This is a genomic window from Evansella tamaricis, from assembly GCF_019042215.1.
Taxonomy (GTDB): Bacteria; Bacillota; Bacilli; order Bacillales; family Salisediminibacteriaceae; genus Evansella; species Evansella tamaricis.
In genome coordinates this window covers 16,485-40,016 of the sequence record NZ_JAHQCS010000090.1, presented here as the reverse complement: position 1 = coordinate 40,016, position 23,532 = coordinate 16,485, and the positions used below count along the sequence as shown (strand labels likewise).

The following is a 23,532-nucleotide window of genomic DNA, read 5'->3' as shown; positions in this document are numbered from 1 at the left end:
GCACTTCCCGATTCAAACCGGGTCTCGCTTTAGAAATGCCGTCATGCAGTGGATTCCACCCCATCCCTTCAGGATTTCATCCAATTCCACTTCTATTACTTCAATCCCTGCACCTTCCAACTTACCTTTTGTTTCGGGACTTCCTGTCACCGTCACTACTTTTCCAGGTTCTAGTGCAACGAAATTCGTACACAATCTATGCTTTGCCTCCTCTAGATTAGTTGCTTCCACAATCCTTATCTCCCGTTCCAATAGAGGTTTCACCACATCATAAGGAACCTGCCAAGGAAATAACAGGGCCGTTTTTTTATCAGCGAAATTAATTAAGCCGTCTAAATGGGCATGACCATATGGAATCTGGAACCGGATGATGTTTGTGACACCCATATTTCGGAGTTCGGCTTCCACCTGAGCAGCACCTGCTTCATTGGCTCGGGCACCGGTTCCGATTAAAACAGTCTCCCTGTCCACCCACATGGCACAAGCACCATCGAAATAGCCATCCCCATTGATGGTTTTAATAATTGGAACACCTAATCGGCCTAAAGCCTCTGCAGCATATCTCTCTTCACCTCGCCTTGCTGAGATTCCCGGGCGACAAACAATGGCCCCTTCCGGTGTCATAAAAACAAGGTCCCGCATAAACAAGGCATTTGGACGATCTTCCCTCATGTTCTCTACCAGATGCACTTTCACCCCGTGTTTCTCATAGATCTCGATTAATTTATCTTGTTCTTCCCTTGCTTTCTCGACACTCATGGGTGCTTCCCACCTGAAATCCCGATAGTTTTCTTCTGTTATCATCTCTATTTCCTTACCAGGCCGTCTCATGATCACTGACCGGAGTTTTCCTACCTCCGAGTCACAATACCAGTCTCCCCACAACTCTTTTATTTCCTCTGAAAAACTAGTCTCTGTGGGAAACCAACGCTCCCCTTGCACTTTCACATTTGTCATCTAAACCTTCCACCCCTTTCTTCCATTCCCATGTTAACATCCCATGACTGAATTCACGGGAGTTCTCGCGTTTTTTCTAAAGGCTCTTTTCGCAAACTTTGTTGCTTTTTGAGAAAAGCTTGGAGAAGTGAAAGGCGGCGACTCCAGCGGGAACAGCGCGAGGTGAAGACCCCGCAGACACGGTTTTCGTCGAGGAGGCTGAGGCCGTGCCCGCGGAAAGCGTCCGCCTGGAGTTTATCCAAGCAAAAATTTTGCTTTAAAAACAACATCTATGCGAAAAAAGCCTTTCTAAAAAAACCTCTATTAATCTATTCGATATTTCTCTCCAACTACCTCCATTTATTTCGTTATCCGAAGTAATTAGTAAATCAGCTACCCCACCTGTACTTTCCGGTCTAACATCCAGGAAAGGAGGCTAAACATGGCAATGAGGAGGACTATCCCAACAACGATCTGTCCTGCATATAGTGGTAGGGTCAATACTTCTCCTACTTCAATCGCCGTCTCACTTCCCCCTTCAAACATAATCTGTTCCGGGAACGAAAAATGTCTGATCAATCCCCATTCTGAGATTACAGAAAATACAGGTGTATCCAAAAATTTAATCAATCCATAAAAGGATACAACCACCACAACCGTTCCTAAAATCCAACCAATTCGATAATAGGATTTTCCCATGAAATAGATAAACAGGATACCAAACGCTAATAGAATCGAAACAAATGGAATGACTAATAAGATGATTGGAATCATTTCCACAAATGATTCCTTAAATATTTCCATGCCTGCTACAAGTTCTTGGCCGTCCGCCCTTTGTCCAAACAAGTCGATGGCCCGATTGGTAAGTACATACATAAATCCAAGTGTAATCATTAATGTGATGATAAATTCTATCATTGTTATTACTAGTTTTGATAAAATTAACTGCCATCCCGGCAGAGGTAAATTCAGCCACACATAGACAGTATTCTCTTTCCATTCCTTTCTCAGATTGTGTAAAAGATCTAATCCTACAGCCAATAAATGAGCAAAAATCGAAAGATAACTAAATAAAAACAGGAATGGGGAATACCGTCCCATCGCATAATATATCCCAGAGAAAATGACTATAATTCCCACTACCCCAATGAAAAAGGGGGTGGAACTGGCTCTCCACTCCTTCTTTAACAATGCACTCCAACTCATAGTAATACCTCCTTCATCGTTTCCACAAGATTGGTACCACGTTTTTCACGTAATGATTCCACCGATTCTTCCAGGCGCACTTCGCCTTCCTTAACGAAAATGACATAATCCAAATAAGGTTCCACTTCTGCCACTTCATGGGTAGACAGGATCACTGTCTGCCTTTCCACATCTACATAAGACACGATCATTCTAAGGATATCCTCCCTCACCATGGGGTCAAGGCCTGATAACGGTTCATCCATCAGGAGAATCGGCACATCCCTAGAAATAATCAGCGCTAATTTTACCCGTGCACGATTTCCCTTGGATAAGTTTTTAATTTTTTTAGTGAGGTCCACATCTAACGTTTCGAGCATTTCAACCGCCTTCTTTTCGGAAAAATCCGGTGTCGTGTTTGCCCAAAACTGAACTGTTTCTTGAACGGTCTGATAAGAATATAAGGAGTCAATCTCTGCTAAAAACGCAATTTGATCTGCTGATCTTCTCGTCACTTTTTCCCCAGAAAGGGTAATTTCACCTTTTGTTGGCTGCAGGAGCCCTGCAATCAGCTTTAGTATTGTGGATTTCCCACTTCCATTCGGTCCTATTAAGCCAACGATTCCATTGTTGCTAAGAGTCATAGTTACGTTTCTAAGGGCATGTTGTCGGCCGTATCTTTTGGAAACATCTTTTAAAGATAAAACAGTCATTTTTCATTTCCTCCCTTTTACTACTTTCAAGGTTATTGGTAAACGAACCAATATCTTAAACAAGGTCACAATCTAGTCAGAGACCAGGTCTGATGGTCCCATATCAACCTTTTTTCTTTTTTCTTGTCCTTGCCCGTACTTGAATTAACTCAATGATTTCATCTTCGGAAAAACCGTTATGTGTCATAACATCCAGGAAGGTATCAATTTGATTTTCTGCAATTCTTTCTCTTAACTGATGGATGACATCATGATCTTCTGTCACAAATGTTCCTTGGCCACGCTTAGTAACCACAACGTTTTCCCGCTCCATTTCCATGTAAGTCCGCGAAACAGTATTTGGATTAACTCCCACTTCTACCGCGGTTTCTCTCACAGAAGGTAATTTTTCTCCTTCTTTCAGTTCATACCTACAAATCTTTCCATAAAAATGTTCCATCAACTGCAAATATATCGGTCGATTTTGATCAAACGGAATGGTCAAACGGAGACCTCCTTTCATCTGTAAAATACTTGAATGAGTTTGGTTTGCTCTAGTTCGTTACTATGTTTCTCGTGTGCTTTGCTGGTCGTTTACTAGGTGAAGGTGAGTATTGATTTTTGGCTGGAGTTTATGTATTAATTTTGTAATTTGATGGTAACCGTTAAATAATTGGCACCGTGTCGGCATTATATCTCGTGGTGTCTCGGTGGGTTTTATCGTTGATCTTACGAAATACATGAAACTCTTTCTTTCAATCAAATACATCATGGTAAAAATAATGTTATCCCATCCAGTATTAGTGTACTAATCAAATAGTACACTAATACTAGATGGGTGTCAAACTCCGAAGGGAAAACTTTCTTCAGATTTTAGAAAGGACCAGTATTAAATCGGCCACGACCAATATTCTCTTCAAACAGTGCCTCCTATTAAAAGAAAAACGTATATCACCTATGGAATAATTCATAGGCAATATACGCTACTTTTCTTCGACAAAAACCGGGAGGTGACAGGCACCTGTCGGATTAAACTGTTTTTCTTCTGTCTAGATACAGGAAGACACCGAAGATCAGAATCATAAGGCCGATTACTAACATGTTGTACATGAAAGTAGCCGTTCCTGGCAGTTCTTGATCTCCATACTTTTTCCCAATACCCCCATTATTACTTCCACCGTTCTCTGATTCTGATCCACCATCATCGGATGAAGGGTCATCATCGTCAGTTCCACCATTGTCGGAACCTGGTTGTCCCCCTGTTCCTGGTGTCACAATCGGTGAAGTTTCCTCTTCCTCTTCCACTGGAGGAATCTCTTCCATTTCAAAGATACTGAACACACTGAACTTATTTATTGTGAACTTTAGACCTTCAGGCTCCCCATTTTCCCCATATACCACATCACCTTGTTGCACCACAATTTCCCCATCACTGTGCTCGATATAAATGCGAAGCATGTCAAGATCAATACCTGCGTAAATTATATCTTTCAAAGGCAATGTAATATCGGTTGTAAAATCTTTATAATTTGTTTCAATTTCCACTGGTGTACCTAATAAATTGGCAACTCCGTGTACTCCTACAACTTGCAATACTTCTTGCTTAACAACGTCACTAATTGATAGTCTTTCTAGTACATCTTCCCGTTCCACCAAATCCTTTACTGGTACGATTCGGAAGTACAGATCAAGTTTCGCTTCCTGCATGGCCAGAATTTCCTCTTTGGAAAGGTAAAGAATCGCGTATTCTGTCCAGATTTCTAAATCCCCATTGATTTTTTCCAAGACATCAAAAGGAATCTCAATCGCCAATTCATCCGCAACAACGCTAGCATCGTCCTCTAATAGAATGCGGAATGTTTCTCCAGTGAAATCAAACTCCGATAACATTTCTTCTGTCAGGATCAGCTTGTCAATGATATTTACCACTTTACCGTTCCCGTCTGATAACGTTATCCTTTCTATCGCTTGACGTGACACATTTTTGGTACCACTTTCCACTTTCACTTCCCTAAACTCTGACTCCCTGACCTTTTCTCCGGCCCCTTCTCGCTTCACAATCAGTAGGAATGTTCGATGGACTACCTGATCCCCACGGGAAATCGTAGCTGTCAGAATACTCGATTGATCCTTTTTCCGGCGCTCTACCACCCCTGTATCATCAGAAATGGTGATTACCTGCTTGTTGCTAGATTCCCAACTGATCGACGTACCATAAGATCCCGCATTTAAGGTGAAAAAGTCAGTCGTAATGCTTTCCCAAGTGTCACCATCCTGCAGTTGGAATGCTTTTTCTCTCGTTAGTGATAAGGCATCTACGGTCAATTCATGCAAATGTGTCAACCGTTCCTTTTCCTCTGGATCAGTTACAAGTTCGATAATTTGTTCAATTCCCTTATTCGCTTCTTTTTGGAACTTCTCTCCATCTGCTGGAGCATCAGCCACAGCCAATTCTTTGATGGCTTTCTCCGTTAACCGGATATAATCAGCTTCTTTTTCGGCTGTATTTTTATTCGATTGACGAATGGACTCTTCGATTTTTGTTACATCCTCTACATCTTTGAAAACAACTGGACTATTTGGTTCCAATACTTTGTCTACTAGATGTCGAAGGACTTCCTGTTTGTCTTCTTCAAACAAAGGAGCCTCTTGAATCGCATCGAATAGATCTCTCATTTTTTCCACATTATCTAAACCATCAATTTCCTGTAAAAAATAGTCTTTTAGAATGTTACTAGTTTCTTTCGTTAATTCAATAACTGCTTCTTCTAAACGTTCAGCCGCATCCAAAATGGCTGGCACATTTGGTGGAGTAGCATCAAGTAAAGCTTCCAGTTCAGCTTTTATCGTTTCCACTTCCACGAATACAGGAGCCGTTTCATCGCCATTAGCTTCCTTGTAATCTGCAATTGCCTTTGTTGCGTCTTCTAGAGCGGCATCCGCCAACTCCTGGGCATTAGAAAGCTCTTTCGCAAAACTTGCTTCTTCCAAGCTTTCGATGGCTTGCTCTAACACATTTGTTTTTTCATGAATAGTTTCCTTGTCTTTCGGTTCGGCATCTAAAGCGTTTTGGAGATCGTTCTTCGCTGATTCAACTGCCGTATAGACTGAATCCGTCTCTTCCCCTCCTGCATTTCCATACCGATCTTGTGCATTCTCAGCTCTGTCAAGTTCTCCATTCGCTCGATCGATGGCGTCTTGAAGGGCTTTTCCGTCATTCACAGGTCCAATAACTCTCCATTTAGTGACAGTGCTCTTACCATCCTGCTCTGTTACTTCCATGACTTCAATAAAACTGCCATTGACCGCATCCACAGCCTGACTATCCGATTGACTGATTTCAGTCCAACCTGATACATCTACCACTTGACCTAAGTTTTTCGGAAGAGGTTCTGTTCCTAACACTTGATAATAAAATTTCGTCTCTGGTGATGGTTCTTCCGTCACTGTTAATTGAACCTTTCCTGGAACAACCGGTTGGAGCGGATTCCATTCCGTTTGAATTGATGGCGCCGGATCTCCCGCTTTCACATTCACAGTGAATACTTTCGTCGTTGTTTGTTCACCTTTTGTGATCGTTGCTGTCAACGTCACTAGCTGATCCCCTATGGCGTGGGACGGTCGTGTAACTTCCCCAGTAGCAGGATCTCCAGTTAGTGGATTGACATAGATATTCGGTTCTGCACTCCAAGCGATTGTCGAACCATCCGCTGGATTTGTAACCAAAGTGAGGTCCGCTGTTACACTATCTTTATGATCCCCAGTTGCATAGATAATCAATGGTTCATTATTTACGGTTTCTGTTACCGTAGCTGTGTCATTATTTGCATTTTTCACCGTTATTTCTATTGTTTTAGCTGGCGCGCCAGGATCTAATCCTGATGCTGTATTTTCATACGTAATGAGACGGGCAACCTGTTGAACCACCGCATCGTTGGCAGCATTTCCATAGTAACGGATGTTATCAATATATAGGGAGGCACCCATTTTCCCACCACCAGTGGCATCATAGGAACCACTGATAAATTTAAAGCGGTAGTTTCCGTCTGTGGGAATAGTTGACGTGGTTGTTGTCCATGCTTGAGTTTTACCTCTGCCATAAAACAACTCGATTTCTTCATTTGTATCTGTATTTACCAAAAAAGCGTAAACATCATAGTCATCTCCACCATTTTGGGCTGCCCAATCTAATGCAATTGTATCATTTTCATAAGCGTAAAAAGGAGAGCTGATAGCCCAAGGTCCATGGAAAACAGCAAAATTTGGATCCTGAAGTTCGTGTGACGTCCTTCTTTCTTTAACCCAATAAAGGGATTCTAAACGCAACGCGTAATTTCCGGATGACTTCTGCTCTCCTTGAACGGCATACTGAAAGCGAAATTCACTGTAATTTGGATCGTTACTCTCTACCAGTGTTCCTGGCGTACCACTCTTCAAATGCTCAACTTTATATTCCCCTAATGTAATGTCCCACCCTGTAATTTGATGCGTTTGTCCAAAATTAGCTCTGTCTGTAATTTCTGCACTTTTCACATCTTCTTCAAACCCCGCATTGACCAGTGGTGTGGAAAAATCAATTTGCAGTGGTTGACCACTAGTCCCATCATAGGAAGTATTAACAGAGCCAATTTGCCTATATCCTGTACCATTGCCTAAATAAACGGCGTTCCCTACAATGGACACTTTCCCATTTTCATTGGATGGCGTACCAGAATCAACAAAAGATAATCTTTCTGTTGACGTACTTCCGTTCAATCCAAATCGAACATACCCGTCACCATAAGAGCCACCACCAGTTATTTCCACATCTGGCGCCACAAGGACAGGGCCATCTCCTTCCTGATAATCAATTGGAGATACATTTTCGATCTTCATTCCTCCAGCTGAGGTTACTTCCTTTAAGCTAGAGCCGCTTGATAATAAAGGCATCATTAAAAGAAGTGTGACAAAAAAGATAACTGCTTTTTTCTTCATTAATTGTTTCTTCAACTTCTTCTTCAATATTTCTCTTTGAAGCCTGCTCATTTCAGTAACTCCTTCCATAAAATACCTATATTGTTTAAATTTTCAGTTAACTCAAATCAATCTTTGTTCATTAAATAGAACACCTTATGAAAGTTTAATGAACTGTACCTCTCTGTTGACACCTACTCCTTTTGTGAGAATCTATTAACCCTTTTGTCACAATAAATATAGTTTAATTAAAGCATAAAAAGGATTTTAGAACTAGGTACTTTTTCTTATATTTTTTTAAAAGTTCGACAATTTTCTTCGTAGTTAGTCTGCAATTAGTGACTAAATGAAGTATCTTCCAAATAAAAGAAGCAAGGGTGTTCAACACACCCTTGCCATGGACATAAATACGATAACTAAACTAGTACTCTATTTTTCCCAAAACGCTCTCTAACAGCAAAAGCTGCACCAAGGAGAATCAGGAATATTCCAAGTAGAATCCAATTGTAATAAGACGTTGCCGTGCTTGGTAACTGACTGTCTTTCTTTGGTGATTCAGTTACCGGAGCCACTTCCTCTTCTTCGGATGGCTCAATCGTACCAGGTTTTTCTTCATCAACTGGTTGATCAGTATCACCATCTGTTGGTGTCGGTTCATTAGTGTCATCATCTTCTGCCGGTACGGCAAATAGTTGTTGATTGAAGACACCGAAAATACTGAAGTGGCCAGTGCTGGAATATAACATGCCATCTCGGTATTCTCCACCGATTAGCTCCCATTCTTCGGTTGTTGGATTCCAATAATAGAGTTTGAGATCGTTAGGATCTTGATCCCCAATATCATCTACTAGGAAAACTAGTTCGATATCATAATCAAAAAGGTTAAGTGCTGTTTCACCTTTCATTAATGTAAACTTGTAGATAGAGCTGGAAGTTTCATTTGATTTTTCCAAAACAACTGGATCCTTTGCTAAACGATCCACATATAAACGGATGTCATCTTCTAGATCATCTTCGAAATTCTCCAGTGGAACTGTAATTTCCAAATCATTTTTAACTACTTTCAGGTCTAAACCTAATTGTTTCATTTGCTGAACTTGCTCGTTAGATAAACGAACTTCATTCACGTCATCTTCATTGGTTAAATCAACAACCAGATTTTTCTCCGTTCCAATACTGGCGATTTCTTCATTTGTTACATGTTTGTGCTTCTCAAATAAATCTTGACGAATTGTTACCGTTGTCTCGAAGTAGAAATCAGTCAGTACATCGCCAGATTTTAAGGTAACACCTTTAGGTAAACTAAAAGTTCCAACGAAAGTCTGATCCCCTTCTTGGTGACGGTTATAGCTTTCGTGCGCCCACGTAATAACTACTTCATGATCCACACCGGCACTGTCTGTAATGGTGCCTTTCGTTGGTAAATGACTTACGACTTTATCTGATCTTGTTCCATAATCAACAACATGTTTCTGTTGTGTAACTTCCACATCTACAATATATGGGTCCAGAACTTCTATCGTCATGGAAGTTGTTAATTCCGTTGCCGGAGTGGATTGAATTACTCCCTTTGGTAATGAGAATGATCCACTTACAGTATGCTCCCCTGGAACAGATGGATCAAAAGTAGAGAAATCCCAAGTAACCACACTGTGTTTATTATCTCCACGATTATCCGTTACCACAATGTTTCTAGGGAAATCTTTCTTTCCTTTGATCTCCTTCGCTGAAGTCAGATGATCGACAGTAAAACGGAAGTCCGAATCAAAATCAACGATGTGTGGTTTCTTCACATCCACTTTCACATATGCCTTTCGGGAAACTGCAATACCATTATCCAACGTCTTTGGAGGTAGTAATTCTCCTGTAGCGTAATAACTTCCCTCTCTATAAGGGTTATAAGATGGAAAACGTACGAAATCCCACACTACTGGAACATCGTGCTCAACCCCACGGTTATCCAACACCTTAACCGTTTCTGGGAATGGAACATCAGTTTCCAGAGTACCATTTGCTACTTCGAAACTAGTATAGTTTCTTGGCAGAAGTTTATATGGATATTCTAGTACATCCACAATATAAGGATTACCAACTATGACTTTTGTATCAAGAACTAATGTGTTTTCTTTACCATAAGAAAGGTTGTAGGCAGCAAGATCAATCGTTGCTGTTGCTCTGAATTCCGTTCTTTCATCTGGTGTGGCGTTAAAGTCTTCAATGTTCCACTTTAATCCATTGACATTAACCCTCTGACCACGCTCATCCTTTAAACGAATGCTGTAAGGAAGTGCAAAGTTTACAACTGATTCAGAAGTTCCATTAATAAAGGAGTAGGAATCTCTTAAAATATTAAAGACATCCACTTCTACCACTTCCGGAAGCTTCACTGTTACGTCAACTTCTATTTTTTCGTACTGACGTTTTGGATGCTTGGTAACATTGACATGATCCCCTTTTTCATCCGTATAGCCAGTTACGGTCCCGACAAATGTATATGTGCCGGTTTTGTTTTCATCATATGGTGATCGTCTCTTACTTCTCCATTCTAGATTTGCATATATCTCTGAATCTTCAAAGGAATCAACACCTTGAACCGTTACTTTTGTTTTTTCAGGCAATTTAGAAAGAACAGATGACTCATCTGTACCGATGAACTCATCAAGATCATCCACTTTACTTATTCCAGTAACATAAGGGTCCAGTACAGTTACTTTTGTACTGAATAATAATGGAACCCGTTTGTAGTTTGTAAACTCAGAGTGATCTATAATCTGATTCATTTCGAAATGATTCCAAACCGTGTAAGTGCCCGGTTTCTGGCTGTTATAGAACTTACTTCCCCAATCACTGGAAGATAGATCAACTGATTTTTTCCCAAAGAACTTTTTAGCTCCACGATACAATAGAACATCTCCACTTTTTGGGAGTGATATATCGCTCAGATCTGTTCCCCAATATACTGTGACACCTTTTCCTGCTGGATTTACAACAGAGTGAATATACGGTTTTACCGTTACAGTTCGGTTAAGTACTTGATCGAACTCGTTGAAAAATTCAGGTACTTCTACCTCACCTGTTACGGAATATACACCTGGTTCGCTTCTATTGTATTTGTCTTCCCAACTCCAATTTACGTCTGATTGATAATTATTTTTAAATTGTCCCCAATGATTACCAGCATCCCTAATAGTGACAGAAGAAGGGAATTCTCTTAACGGAAATTTTGTCCCTGCGTCAACTGTCACATCGTCTACCGTTGAAACAAGGGAATGGAAATCTGTTTTCACCACATTTCTCACTGTTGAAACATTTTTAGAGAAATGGCTCCAGTCAATGGTTTCATCCTTCACGAGAATCCTACCAGTAATGGTGTGCTCGCCTAGAGTAGAGGTATTTATACCCTTCGTATCCCAGATTACGGCACCATATCGCCATTGACCACGTTTGTTTAAATGAATTGTGACGTTATTTGGTAGACCCCATATTCCGCTGCCGTAACGGATGTCTCTATCTTCGTTACCAGTAACCTTTAATGGGATATACTTGACTTTTACTTCTCCAGACACTGTTTCTGGTACATTTTCTACTCCCCTTGGTGCTTCGTATGTACCAGTCAAGCTTTGACTTACACCTGAACTTTTCGAGGAAAAGAATTTTTTGTCGAACTGCCATGTTATAGTTTGATCGTATGTTTTACCTTCATTATCACTGATCGTGATCGTCGAAGGTAATTGATTTCTTGCAGTCCAAGGTTTAAGATCGTAATTTACCCAGACAGAGGTAGAATCAATTGATTCACTCACATATTCCCTCTGGACAATTTCATAATCTTCGTATGCCGTTTGCGCATATCCAGAAGAAACAATAATCGTATAATTCCCCGCTGAAAGTGGTGATGCTGCAGTATCAAATGTTAACGAGTGATTTTTTGAACCGTTACTTTCAAAATGTCCAGCATCATTACCAATCTCTTCCCCAGCTGCGTTCTTCACCTTAATAACATAATCACGTGTCTCTTCCGGTGCGAAAGTGAAATCTTTAAAGTCAATTTCCAAGTCTAAAATAACATCAGCTGATGGAGACGATATATGTTGCATCTTATCCAGTGTAAAACTGATGGATGGACTAGGAGGTGATGAATGAGCAAATGCTGGTGTCCCAATTCCAAAGACTAATAAAACAACAAGAAGTATAGATGTCATTTTAGTTAGTACCCTGCGATTTTTCCTCGACATAATTCTTCCTCTTTTCTAGTAATTTAGTCTAATACTACTATGTTTTTTGATCAAATCACCCCTCATAAGGAATTTAGAACTATTACTTTTATACTACAATTAACATAATTATATAGAATTCGACAGTATTCTACCATTCAATATCTGGTCATTTGTTTTGAAATCTGTCACTTTTTTGGAAGTTTTTTAGGAAAATTGATTTTAGTGTCTCAAAAAATGTTCTATACCAAAAAAAATCCCCTACTCGATTCAAGTAGGAGTTTTTTTGTATAAGATTCCAATGTTAAAAGCTTATCCTTAATTTTATTAAGTCATATAAAAAAACTTTGAGATCATTTTAATCGTCTACCTGGATTGACTTTCGCTCCATTGTCGATTGGTCGGTGTAGTGCAATATACCATCCTCTAGGACGATTTCTTCGGAGTGGATCGAATTAAGATTCGTCAAGCCACTACCGTCTTTTTTCACCTTAAATAAATGCCCGCCGTGGGAGTAGTTGCTGAAATAAATGTAATCTGTGCCAACTGCAATGTTATATGCTCTCACATCTGAAATCTTTCGGTGATCACTACCAGTGATATGAATACTGAATAAATACTCATCATCTGTATAATAAATCATGTCCCCGATTCGTTTGGCATGTTCCATCCCTTGAAAATAAGAGAATCGATCACTCGTTGCCTTCGGATAATCCCCGCGGTTCCATATGTGGTCTCTTATTAATAAATCGTCAGTGACCAGGAAATATTTGTATCTGACCTGACCTTCTTGATCTGGAACGGGATCATTCCAAGTAGCATCTAAGTGGTACCACTCGCCGTCAAGATTAATCAAATTCCAAGAGTGACCGTCACCATTCGCTTCGCCGACCACATATTTGGATTCGATGCCAACTTCCCGAAGTAATAAATTCATCGCTTTCGTATAACCATCACAAACTGCCACCCCATTGATGAGAGCACCATAGGATGTATACGATAGATCTGGTACTGTCCCATTGAGATAATTATCATAATCATAAGCGGTATTTAACACAACATAATCATGCAGTTCGATGATCTTTTGCAAGTCTGACATGCCTGGTTCAATCGTCTCCTTCAGGATGTCCTCTACTTTTTCATCCAATTCTGTTCTCACTTGCTCCAAGTTCTCTTCGGAATACCGATAATTAAATTCCAGTTTTCCATCGGTCCAAAAATGACTTCCTGTGTGTTCAAAATAGAATATTTCTGGATAGTCCTCCAAGACCTGCTCCCTCACACCGAAAACCTCGTCACTGTCAAGGCTTAAATGAGCAACATTAATTTCCCTTTTCCCTTCTAAGAAGGCATTTAAAATAACATCATAAAGGGTACTTTCAATTATCTGATCAACAGATTCTTCTTTTACATCCTGCTCTTGCGGAGAGGATTCGTATGAATTAATATTCCTGTTTTGAGGAACTGGTTCGTTTTGATCTGGTAGTTCATCTGCTGTCTGACCATTAATGGCAGTTCCTAACACATTCTCGAAAGAAAATTCCCTTAAGTCTTCTACTTTAAAGATAAATATTAGCAACATAGTAACTAGAGCTAGTGAAACAATATATTTAAAAAGACGCATTAGACACCCCCTGAAAAATGAATTCTTCTATAATTATACTAATCTATGAGAACAATTACACCATTCTTTAAGGGGAATCTCAAGTCCACTCATTATCACACGCTATATATAGGCACTTCTGGTTAGCTATCATTAGAGGTCCGTTTTATCAAAAAATAACCCCGATCCCAACAGGGGCGAGGTTATTTTAAAGTTACGAATCTTGCTGTTTTTTCTGAAGCAACACGGCACAGATTACAATAAATCCTTTAAAGGCTTCTCTTAAAAACGGAGGGACACCAAACAAGTTTAATAGATTGTTCATGACGGCAATGATTAACATTCCATACACGGTTCCCATAATAAATCCTCGTCCGCCACTCATGCTTGTTCCACCAACAACTGCAGCAGCAATGGCATCCATTTCCATTCCACGGCCTGCATTGGAGAAGTCCATGGATCCGATCCTGGATACTTGAATGATTGCGGCAATGGATACGAGAAGTCCCATTAATGCATATACACGAAGTTTAACTTTGTTCACATTCACACCGGAAAGTCGGGCAGCACGTTCATTTGATCCAACAGCGATGATTTGTCTGCCAAATGTCGTACGCTTTGATACATAATAAAGGATATAGGCAATGACTGCCCAATAAATAATTGGCATGATCATTACATTTCCAATTTTAAAACTGGCAATTTGCAAGAATTCCGTTGGTACCGTTGTATTGTATCCTTGCATAAAGTGCTGCGTGACACTTCGGAAAATCATCATGGCACCCAACGTGGCAATGAATGGGGGCACCTTTCCTTTTGTAATGGTTACCCCTATAAGGGAACCAAGTAAATATCCCAGGGCCATCACAAGGAGTATTGTTACGATAAATGCGGGAATTCCTGTCATCCCCATGATCCCTAAGAGTCCCCTGTTACCCGTATCAAGGAGTACCATCGTGAATGCACCCGTGGCAACTAATGTTGACCCAACTGCTAAATCGATGCCCCCAGTCATAATGACAAGAGTCATACCTAAAGCAACGATCGCAACCCCAGCATTGTTTCTTAAAATATTGATCCAGTTATTGGTCCATGCTTGAAACCAGCTGCCAACGGAATCATAATCAAAGCCCAATACTAAAGTTTGCAAGATAACCATGACAACTAGAGCGATTGCCGTGCTAAAAAGTGGCTCATTTGACCATTTATATTTAAACCATTCAAAGAAGTTTCTTTTTTTACCTGTGTTTTTTTCCTTATCTGTAGCTGGTTTTGTTTCCATCGTTCACTTCCTCTCCCTTCCTATGTCAGCTGTCCACCTGTAGCAAGACTCATGATATTATGCTCATTCATTTCTTCCCCAGATACTTCCCCTTGAATAACTCCGTGGTACATGACAAGGGTCCGGTCGCATACACGAATAATTTCATGGGCTTCACTGGAGAGGACAACGACTGCAATCTTTTCAGCTGCCAGTTTTAATATGATATCGTAAATATCTTCTTTAGCTCCCACATCCACCCCTTGTGTAGGGTTGTCTAGAATTAGGAGTTTCGGTTCAGCGGCCAGCCATTTTGCTAAAACAACTTTTTGCTGGTTTCCACCGGATAGACTAGTTATATTGTCTGTCATTTTTCCCATTTTTAAATGAAGGACTTTGCGATGTTCATCAAACGTCTCTTCATGTTTTTGAGTATTAATTATCCCTCGATTGGAAAACTTGGGCCAAGTTACAATTGAAGCATTTTCCCTAATATTCATATCTTTTATAATGGCATTTTCTTTCCTGTTTCTCGGAAGATAAGCAATTCCTTTACTTATAGCCTCAGTAGTACTAGAAATTTTCACTTGTTTTCCATTTAAATATATTTTTCCAGATGAAATCCCATCTGCTCCAAAGATGGACTGAAAGAGTTCACTTCGCCCATCTCCAAGAAGTCCCGTAACCCCAAGAATTTCCCCTGCTCTAATAGAAAAATGTATATCTTTAAAGTTATGTTTATAAGTAAGACCTTCCACTCTGAGAATCTCTTCTCCTAGTTTTTTCTCCCTCAATAGTGGCTCCGTTCTCACATCATGACCAACCATAAATCTTGCAAGATCCTTTGTTGTCACATCACTGATAGCCCCTTCTGCTACGAGGTTCCCATCCCGAAGGACAAGATATCTGTCGCAGATTGTCATGACCTCATTAAGTTTGTGGGATATAAAAATGATCCCCACATTGTGGTTCTTTAACGTTTTCATCATGTTAAAAACACGTTCTATCTCTTGATCCGTTAAGGAAGTGGTCGGTTCATCCATGATAATGATGGATGCATCTGTCATCATCGCCCGGCATATTTCCACAATCTGTTTATAGGAAGAATCTAATTCACGAACCATTTTATTTGGATCCAAATCCACATTCATCCGCTTAAACATTTTCTCTGTTTCGTCAAACATTTTTTCCAGGTCTAAGCTTCCCCGTTTCGTTTTCAATTCTCGGCCAAGAAACATGTTTTCATAAATTGGTAAATCATTGATTAAATTTAGTTCCTGGTGAATAAAAGCGATACCAGTTTTCTGAGAATCAACCGGTGTATTGAATTCCACTTGTTTTTCATCAACGATGATAGAGCCTGAGTCCATTTGATGAACTCCTCCTAGAATGTTCATGAGTGTTGATTTCCCAGCCCCATTTTCCCCGAGCAAGGCACATATTTCTCCACCTTTCATCGATAAGGAGACATCTTTAAGGACATTATTGCTTCCGAAAGACTTTTTTATATTTTTCATCTCTATTATCATGAAATCACTTCCACATCTTTGATTAAAAGAGAGGCTATAGCTTTGCCATGCCATAACCCCTCCTTTATTCTTTTCGTTTTTTAAGGAAAAACCTAGGACTTAGTAAGGTGAGTTTTCATCTAGGAAATCTTCATAATTATCCCTGTCCACCACTGTTGTTGGAATAACAGTCACCTGCTCCACTTCTTCCCCTTTTAATACTTTAAGCGCAACATCAACTGCATCCTTTACCATTGCTGGACTGTATAATGCAGATTGAATCCAAATATCATCATTCTCTGGCATCATATTAAAGTATTCTTGCATTCCTCCACCGCCAGTGATGACTTGAATATCCGTTCTACCAGCTTCGCGAATTGCTTGTAAAACACCGATGGAAGTTTCGTCGTCCATAGAATAAACGGCATCAATTTGGCTATTGCTTGTTAGGATATCAGCAAAATCACTAAGACCATCTTCCCGTGTAAACTGGGTAGCATAAGTGAGTAAGTTTAAATCAGGAGCAATTTCTGCAACAGTTTCCACAAACCCTTTGTTCCTTAATTCAGAGACAGATCCAGAAGAAGGAACTTCAAGAATAACTACATTTCCCTCTGTACCAATCTTGTCTACGATATAGTGAGCTCCTTGAATACCCATGTCTTCATTGTCACCAGCAACACGGTACACGCCTTCTGCATCAATAACAATATCAAAGTTTACAACTTCAATTCCAGCATCTAACGCTGTTTGAATGGGTACTTCCATCCCTTCCCACTGAGGAAATGCAACGATCGCTTCTGCTCCCCAAGTCATTAAGTCATCTAACTGGGAAGTCATTTCTTCTGCATTACTGCTTGTTTGGATTTGATACTCAATTTCACCTGATAACTCTTTGGCACGTTCTTCTGCATGATAGGCAACTGCTGCAACCCACCCATGGGTAACTGCAGGTGCTAGAATACCAATCTTGAACTTATCACCATCAGAATCTCCGCCAGAATCCCCACCAGTTGCTTCCTCACCATCACCACATGCACTAAGAATCGGTACAACGATCAACGCAAGTAACACCAATAAATAAATTGCTTTCTTCATCATTAAATCCCCCTTGTTTAATCTAATAATCTATTAAAGTAAAGATTTGAAGCCAAACTGAATTTCTTCCCATGTTACTGTTCCTACGGGATAACGTAATGGTTATGCCGGCAATAACACACATCAGAAAACGCTTACATTCTTGTCGTAATACTATATATAAACTTTTTCCCCTGTTACTAAAGATTTCTCAATGCTCTTTAATAACGTTAAGATGTACATGACATCTTTTATGGGGATAATTCGATTTTCTTGATTGTTTTCAATACAATTTACAAAATACGATAATTCATTTTGAAATGCATCCTTTTGTTCCACTTCAACCTCCGTTTTTTTCCCATCGGAGTAGTAAATAAGTTCGTGTATGCTGTCCCCTACACTCTCAATATTCTCCCCGGCAGAAATGGTAAAATCCAATGCTTTCTCCGGAGTTTGTGCCCGTAATGACATCGTAAATGGATATCCCGTCGGCATTCTTTGGGAGGCTTCCACATATGCTTTGCTCCCATTCTTAAAGGTAAGGGTAGTGATCACGTGATCCCATGCACCATACTCATTTTTTAAACCAACAGCAGAAACTGAATCCACTTCACCAAGTAAATAATAGACAAAATCAATATCGTGGATGTGAAGATCAAAGAGCGCACCACCGCTTTTTTCCGGATCTTTAAACCATTTACTCCATTTAGGAAACTGACCGAGACGCTTGGCGTGAACGATCTCGATTTCCTCTAGCATATTAGTTTCGCTATAAGCCTTTATAATCTGATATTCTGGCCAAAACCTTAGCAAGTGTCCTACAAATAAATGAACTCCATTTCGATGAACCGCTTTCAAAATTCGGTCTGCAGATTCCATGGACAATGTTAATGGCTTCTCACAGATGATATGTTTTCCGGCATTGGCAGCCTTTATAATAAACTCTTCATGTAAAAAAGTAGGTAGGCATATATCTATGATGTCGATAGTCTTATCTGATAGTAGATTCTCAAAATCGGAAGTAACATAAACTTTATCGTTATTTGTTATTTCCTCATCTGACACTTCTCCAGTGGTACAGATAGCAGTTACCTGTCCATTTTCAATCTGTTTATACGCTTCCAAATGAGTTTTGCCAATAAACCCCAACCCAACTAACCCAATGTTTTTCATGACTACCTCCACCTAACCAATTGTAGAAGCACAGTTTCTCTATCCCTTGCCTTACTTGGGAGTTATTTGAATATATTTGTCAGATAACTGTAGGATCGTCGTACTGCTTCATTTACCTCTTCCAGATTAGCTGGTCCTTCTGGTGTAAACTCCACCTCGACACTAATCGGGCCTCTATAGTCAGCTTTCTCAAGTGTTCCAAACAGTTTATGGAAATCCAGATCTCCATCCCCGATTGCTGGGAAATGCCACTCATTAAAAGGTCCGAGTTTATCCTTCAAATGGATGAATTCCACGTAATCTACTGATGCTTCCAAATCGTCGTAAGGTAAGATATTGCCGTAAAAAATAACATTTGCTGTATCGTAATTAATTTTTACCTTGGAATTTAATAATTTAGCCAGTTTTTTTAAGGATGCGCCAGTTGCATAATTATTCCCATGTGTTTCCAGTACAAGTACCTTATTTAATTTCTCACACTTTTCTATGATTGGTGTTAAATTATCAATCAGCACCTTTTCATCTTCTATGACATCTTTGTCCCCGTGAGCATCCCCTGTTGCAGTAACGATATATTTACAGTTAAATATTACTGCCAAGTCAATGCTTTTTAATAGATTGGCTATACCTTCTTCTGTCATGACATTACTATGGGCACCAATTCCTACACATTTCATTCCGTTGTTCTGAAGCAATAACTTTATTTCTTCCAATTGTTCAGACGACATCTCCGGTAAAACATGTGCAGTGTGACCTTCCACAGCTGCTAATTCAATTTGAGTAAATCCTGCTTTACTTGCTCCTACTACGGCATCCTCTAATGAAAAGCCGTGGTACGTATTAGAATTAATTGCAAGCTGTTTTAACATACCATCCCTCCTGTCAATCATGTAATTGATTACATCTAAGTGGATGTTATTCAAATCTAGCAATAAACTGGTATCTTCTGTATCGTTAATCTATTATATGTAATCCGTTACATACATAGTATAAGAAAAATAATATTCAGTCAAATCCTTTTTAGCTGAAGATAACTAGTCTTATAAATTCAACATAATAGTCTTACATATACAGGTGTATCAAGGTTTACATTATTGAAACCGAACCAACCAGGCTACTCTCCTATGATTTTTTCAATGACTTTAAGAGTTGCTAAAGCTTGTTCCCCCGTCACCATCGGTTCTTTATCATGAATAATGCTGTCGATGAAAGAATCAATGACTCCGCTATTCGTTTGGTTATCGTTAGTCTGGATAGGCTCCAAATCATATCTCACAACTGTACCATCTCTCATTTCAATAATGAGTTGATCCTTCGGGTCGTGATAAATTTTTATGATACCCTTTTGACAGTAGATTGTTGTTGAATTATCTTCTGCTCCATAATACGTCCAAGAAAAGGACGCGGTACCTAATCTGCCTTTTTTTGTTTTTAATGCACAGACAACGTTATCACAAACTTCGATTGGTTCACCATTTTCATCCAACTTATCTAGCGCACCATGAAAAGCACGCACTTCTTCGATTTCATCATCTAATAGAAAATGAATCAGATCAATTTTATGAATCCCTAAGTCACCTGCTACCCCTGAGTGGGATCGTCCCTTTTTAAAAAACCAGGTTCCATTTGTTTTATCCACCCCCCAGCTTTCCGGTCCTTCATGTCCGAAAGAGGTTTTAAAAGTAAGTACTTCTCCTAACTCTTTGTTTTCGATTATATCTTTCGCTTTTTGGTGCGCCTTGGTGAACCTTTGATTATGATCAACCATAAGTTTTTTTCCGGATTTCTTTTGAGCCTCAAGGATTTTCTCCGCACACTCCACATTGATCGCCAATGGTTTTTCACATAAAACGTGTTTTCCATTTAACAGCGCATTTGTGGAATTAATATGGTGTGCTTCATTAGAAGAACAGTCACTTATGGCTACAATTTCTGGATCTTCATACAGTTCCTCAACTGTTTCCGCCACACGTCCCCCAAATTCCAAGGCAAGTTCCTTCGCCCTTTCTGGATTGCGGTCGAAGAAGATAATTTCATCCACATTTGGATTTGCTGCATACTCAGGTGCATGACGATGCTTCGTGATCGATCCACATCCAATGATGCCTACTTTCATTCCCATCAATATCCCCCTTTACGTTTTATTTTAGTTTTATTAGAAAAAAACAAAGCAGACAGACAGTCACATAAGAGCTATCTATCCCATTGTCGACTCACGAATAATCAATTCATGATCTAAGATAATACTATCCACTCGAATCCCTTTAATAGAATTCATCAACATACCCGCCGCCACGCACCCCATCTCATACATTGGCTGTGCTACTGTCGTCAGTGTCGGATTCGTCATGTTGGAAAAATTGATTTTATCAAACCCCACAATTGCCATATCTTCTGGAACCTTTAATCCCCTCACATTTATCTCTTTTAATGCCCCGATTGCCAACGTATCAGAGACAGCGAAGACAGCGGACGGTCTCTCATTTGATTGGAACAACTTCCTCATCGCTTGAACTCCATCTTGAAAATCCACATGGATCGTGTTGTATATCCACTCTTTATGAACGGGAATATCGAACTCTTTTAATGCTTTTTCATAGCCAGCACGACGCTGACGGGCGTATAAAAACTTTTCATCCGAATTAATTAACGCAATGTTTTTGTGCCCTAATTTAATCAAATGTTTTACAGCATGATACGCTGCAAGCTCACTATCGATCGTAACGTATGGAAGTGACCCTCCCTCATCGTACTCACTGCATAAAATGATCGGATGATTTTCTGCTAACTCATATAGCTTTTGCATATTCACTGCCGGATCCATGGAGATAATGCCGTCTGCTAATTTGTTTTTAACCATGTTGAAATAAATATTCTCCCGTTCTGGATTGGAATCAGTTTCACATAGAAGGATGTTGTAATTATTTGCTATGGCAGTATTCTGAATCCCGTTTATTATTTCGCTGTAAAACGGATTAGAGATAGACGGTATCAAGACAAGTAAAAGCCGACTTTCTGAGTTCCTAAGGTTACGTCCTAACATACTAGGTTCGTAATTAAGGTCTTTTATCGCATTTTCCACTCTTAGTCTAGTTTCCGGAGATACTGTTGTATTATTGTTAAGGACCCTCGAAACAGTTGCTACGGAAACACCTGCTTTTTGTGCCACTTGTTGAATATTGGCCATGATGTTTCCCACTTTCAATTATTAGTTTATCCAAAGGTTATAGTATTGTAATCGATTACAATTTTAATTGTAGAATTATTTAATTTTTTTGTCAATATATAACTTTAATCCTAATGAACATGAATTTTTATTATTATTTTTTGAAAAATAGTGTTATAATTTTATGTAACGGATTACATATATTGATTAAGGAGGGGTTTCTGTGAAATTAGGTGTTTTTACCGTGTTATTTTCAGATAAAAATCTGGATGAAATGCTAGATCATGTTTCTGCGAAAGGAATTGAAGCCGTAGAACTTGGTACAGGGGGGTATCCAGGGGATGCCCATTGTAATGTGGAGGAGCTGTTAGGGGACGAGAAAAAGCGTAGTGAATTCATGGAGAAGATCTCATCGCGAGGGATGATTGTAAGCGCTTTAAGTTGCCACGCCAACCCCCTTCATCCACAAAAGAAAATTGCCGAAGAAGCAGATGCATTATTTGATAAAACAGTTCAACTTGCAAATCTATTAAAAGTACCTGTCGTCAATACGTTCTCCGGTTGCCCGGGGGACCATGAAAATGCCAAATATCCAAACTGGCCGGTAGCTCCATGGCCGAACGATTATCAGGAAATTCTAAAATGGCAATGGGAGGAAAAAATCATCCCCTATTGGAGGGAGAAAGCCCAGTTTGCAGAAAAACATGATGTGAAAATTGGACTGGAACTCCACGGTGGATTTTCCGTTCATACCCCAGCCAACTTACTTCGGTTACGGGAGGCATGTGGACCGGCAATTGGAGCAAACCTTGACCCTAGTCATATGTGGTGGCAAGGTATCGATCCTGTGGAATCAATTAAAATTCTGGGCCGAGAGAATGCCATTCACCATTTTCATGCCAAAGACACAATCATCGACCAACCAAACATGAATCGAAACGGCTTGACTGATATGACTTCATATTCCTATATGCAAAACCGCTCTTGGTATTTCCGTACCGTCGGATTTGGTCATGATACCAAGGTCTGGGCTGATATCATAAGTGCTCTCCGCCTCTATGGTTACGATTATGTTGTTAGTATCGAACATGAAGACGGACTAATGTCCATTGATGAAGGGTTCACGAAAGCAATTCAAAATCTGATGCCAGTCATGGTGAAAGAATCCGTCGGGGATATGTGGTGGACGTAATCTATATGAAATGCATATATAGAAGCGCGGATGGATTCTGCGCTTTTTCCTATTATTTTATACATTTTTCTTGATGTTCCCCTCCTGTTCCATTTCTCCCTCAGTCTGGGAATCCACTCCCTGGCGCCTAGTGTAGTTACTTTGGATAGTTTTTTCGAAAACATGTTGTGGTTGGGTTGTGGTTATGGTTATGGTTATGGTTGTGGTCGAATCTCGTTTCGACTTACTCATCCGGCAACAAGTTGCTTCATCTTCTGACCGAAATCCGTCTCGTCCATCTCGTTCGGGAACTAGTTGAGCCAACTTCTTACCGAAACCCTTCTCCATCAGCCCGTTCGGGAACAACTTGAGCCATCTTCTTACCGAACCACACTTCCTCCCTCGCGTTCGGGAACAACTTCGGCCAACTTCTTACCGAACCATACTTCCATCCGCTCGTTCGGGAACAACTTCTGCTAACTTCTTACCGAAATCCGTCTCGCCCTCCCCGTTCGGGAACTAGTTGCTCCATCTTCTTACCGAACCACTCTTCTTCCCTTTTCTTGCATTCGAAATCTTTTTGTGAAGGCGAG

General features: G+C 40.0%; 15 protein-coding genes. 1 reads left to right on the top strand and 14 read right to left on the bottom strand.

Going from position 1 to position 23,532, the window contains the following annotated elements; all coding sequences use genetic code 11:
• Nucleotides 1-12: 12 nt before the first annotated feature.
• From KS419_RS09600 to KS419_RS09535, 14 genes are all read right to left on the bottom strand, one after another.
• Nucleotides 13-957: a dimethylarginine dimethylaminohydrolase family protein gene (locus KS419_RS09600; RefSeq protein ID WP_217066143.1), complete on the bottom strand. Its 945-nt coding sequence runs from the start codon at nt 955-957 to the stop codon at nt 13-15.
• A gap of 372 nt (nt 958-1,329) precedes the next feature.
• Entirely contained in the window at nt 1,330-2,142 is an 813-nt protein-coding gene (locus tag KS419_RS09595; RefSeq protein ID WP_217066142.1) for a hypothetical protein, read from the bottom strand.
• Nucleotides 2,139-2,834 (bottom strand): ABC transporter ATP-binding protein, encoded by a 696-nt coding sequence (locus KS419_RS09590; RefSeq protein ID WP_217066141.1) that lies wholly within the window; start codon nt 2,832-2,834, stop codon nt 2,139-2,141. Before KS419_RS09590 ends, KS419_RS09595 begins: the two co-directional genes overlap by 4 nt.
• A gap of 103 nt (nt 2,835-2,937) precedes the next feature.
• Nucleotides 2,938-3,318, bottom strand: a complete 381-nt coding sequence (locus KS419_RS09585) for a GntR family transcriptional regulator (protein WP_217066140.1) — start codon at nt 3,316-3,318, stop codon at nt 2,938-2,940.
• Nucleotides 3,319-3,842: 524 nt separating this feature from the next.
• Nucleotides 3,843-7,838, bottom strand: coding sequence for an immunoglobulin-like domain-containing protein (locus KS419_RS09580; protein ID WP_217066138.1), 3,996 nt, complete (start codon nt 7,836-7,838; stop codon nt 3,843-3,845).
• Between the two features lie 344 nt (nt 7,839-8,182).
• Complete coding sequence (locus KS419_RS09575) at nt 8,183-12,001, bottom strand: hypothetical protein (protein ID WP_217066136.1); 3,819 nt, start codon at nt 11,999-12,001, stop codon at nt 8,183-8,185.
• Nucleotides 12,002-12,338: 337 nt separating this feature from the next.
• Complete coding sequence (locus KS419_RS09570; protein ID WP_217066135.1) at nt 12,339-13,604, bottom strand: DUF5050 domain-containing protein; 1,266 nt, start codon at nt 13,602-13,604, stop codon at nt 12,339-12,341.
• Nucleotides 13,605-13,797: 193 nt separating this feature from the next.
• The gene (locus KS419_RS09565) at nt 13,798-14,865 is read right to left on the bottom strand and encodes an ABC transporter permease (protein ID WP_217066134.1); all 1,068 of its coding nucleotides are present in this window, start codon (nt 14,863-14,865) and stop codon (nt 13,798-13,800) included.
• 20 nt (nt 14,866-14,885) lie between these two features.
• A complete protein-coding gene (locus tag KS419_RS09560) occupies nt 14,886-16,373 on the bottom strand; it encodes a sugar ABC transporter ATP-binding protein (protein ID WP_217066147.1) in 1,488 nt (495 codons plus the stop codon).
• Nucleotides 16,374-16,472: 99 nt separating this feature from the next.
• Nucleotides 16,473-17,450, bottom strand: coding sequence for an ABC transporter substrate-binding protein (locus KS419_RS09555; RefSeq protein WP_217066133.1), 978 nt, complete (start codon nt 17,448-17,450; stop codon nt 16,473-16,475).
• Between the two features lie 153 nt (nt 17,451-17,603).
• Nucleotides 17,604-18,602, bottom strand: a complete 999-nt coding sequence (locus tag KS419_RS09550) for a Gfo/Idh/MocA family protein (protein ID WP_217066132.1) — start codon at nt 18,600-18,602, stop codon at nt 17,604-17,606.
• Between the two features lie 62 nt (nt 18,603-18,664).
• A complete protein-coding gene (locus KS419_RS09545) occupies nt 18,665-19,471 on the bottom strand; it encodes a sugar phosphate isomerase/epimerase family protein (protein ID WP_217066131.1) in 807 nt (268 codons plus the stop codon).
• Nucleotides 19,472-19,716: 245 nt separating this feature from the next.
• Nucleotides 19,717-20,724, bottom strand: a complete 1,008-nt coding sequence (locus KS419_RS09540) for a Gfo/Idh/MocA family protein (RefSeq protein ID WP_217066130.1) — start codon at nt 20,722-20,724, stop codon at nt 19,717-19,719.
• A gap of 75 nt (nt 20,725-20,799) precedes the next feature.
• Complete coding sequence (locus KS419_RS09535) at nt 20,800-21,789, bottom strand: LacI family DNA-binding transcriptional regulator (protein ID WP_217066129.1); 990 nt, start codon at nt 21,787-21,789, stop codon at nt 20,800-20,802.
• A 202-nt stretch (nt 21,790-21,991) separates the two neighbouring features.
• On the opposite strand from KS419_RS09535, the gene KS419_RS09530 reads away from it, so the two are divergent.
• The gene (locus tag KS419_RS09530) at nt 21,992-22,960 is read left to right on the top strand and encodes a sugar phosphate isomerase/epimerase family protein (RefSeq protein WP_217066127.1); all 969 of its coding nucleotides are present in this window, start codon (nt 21,992-21,994) and stop codon (nt 22,958-22,960) included.
• The last annotated feature ends 572 nt before the right edge of the window (nt 22,961-23,532 follow it).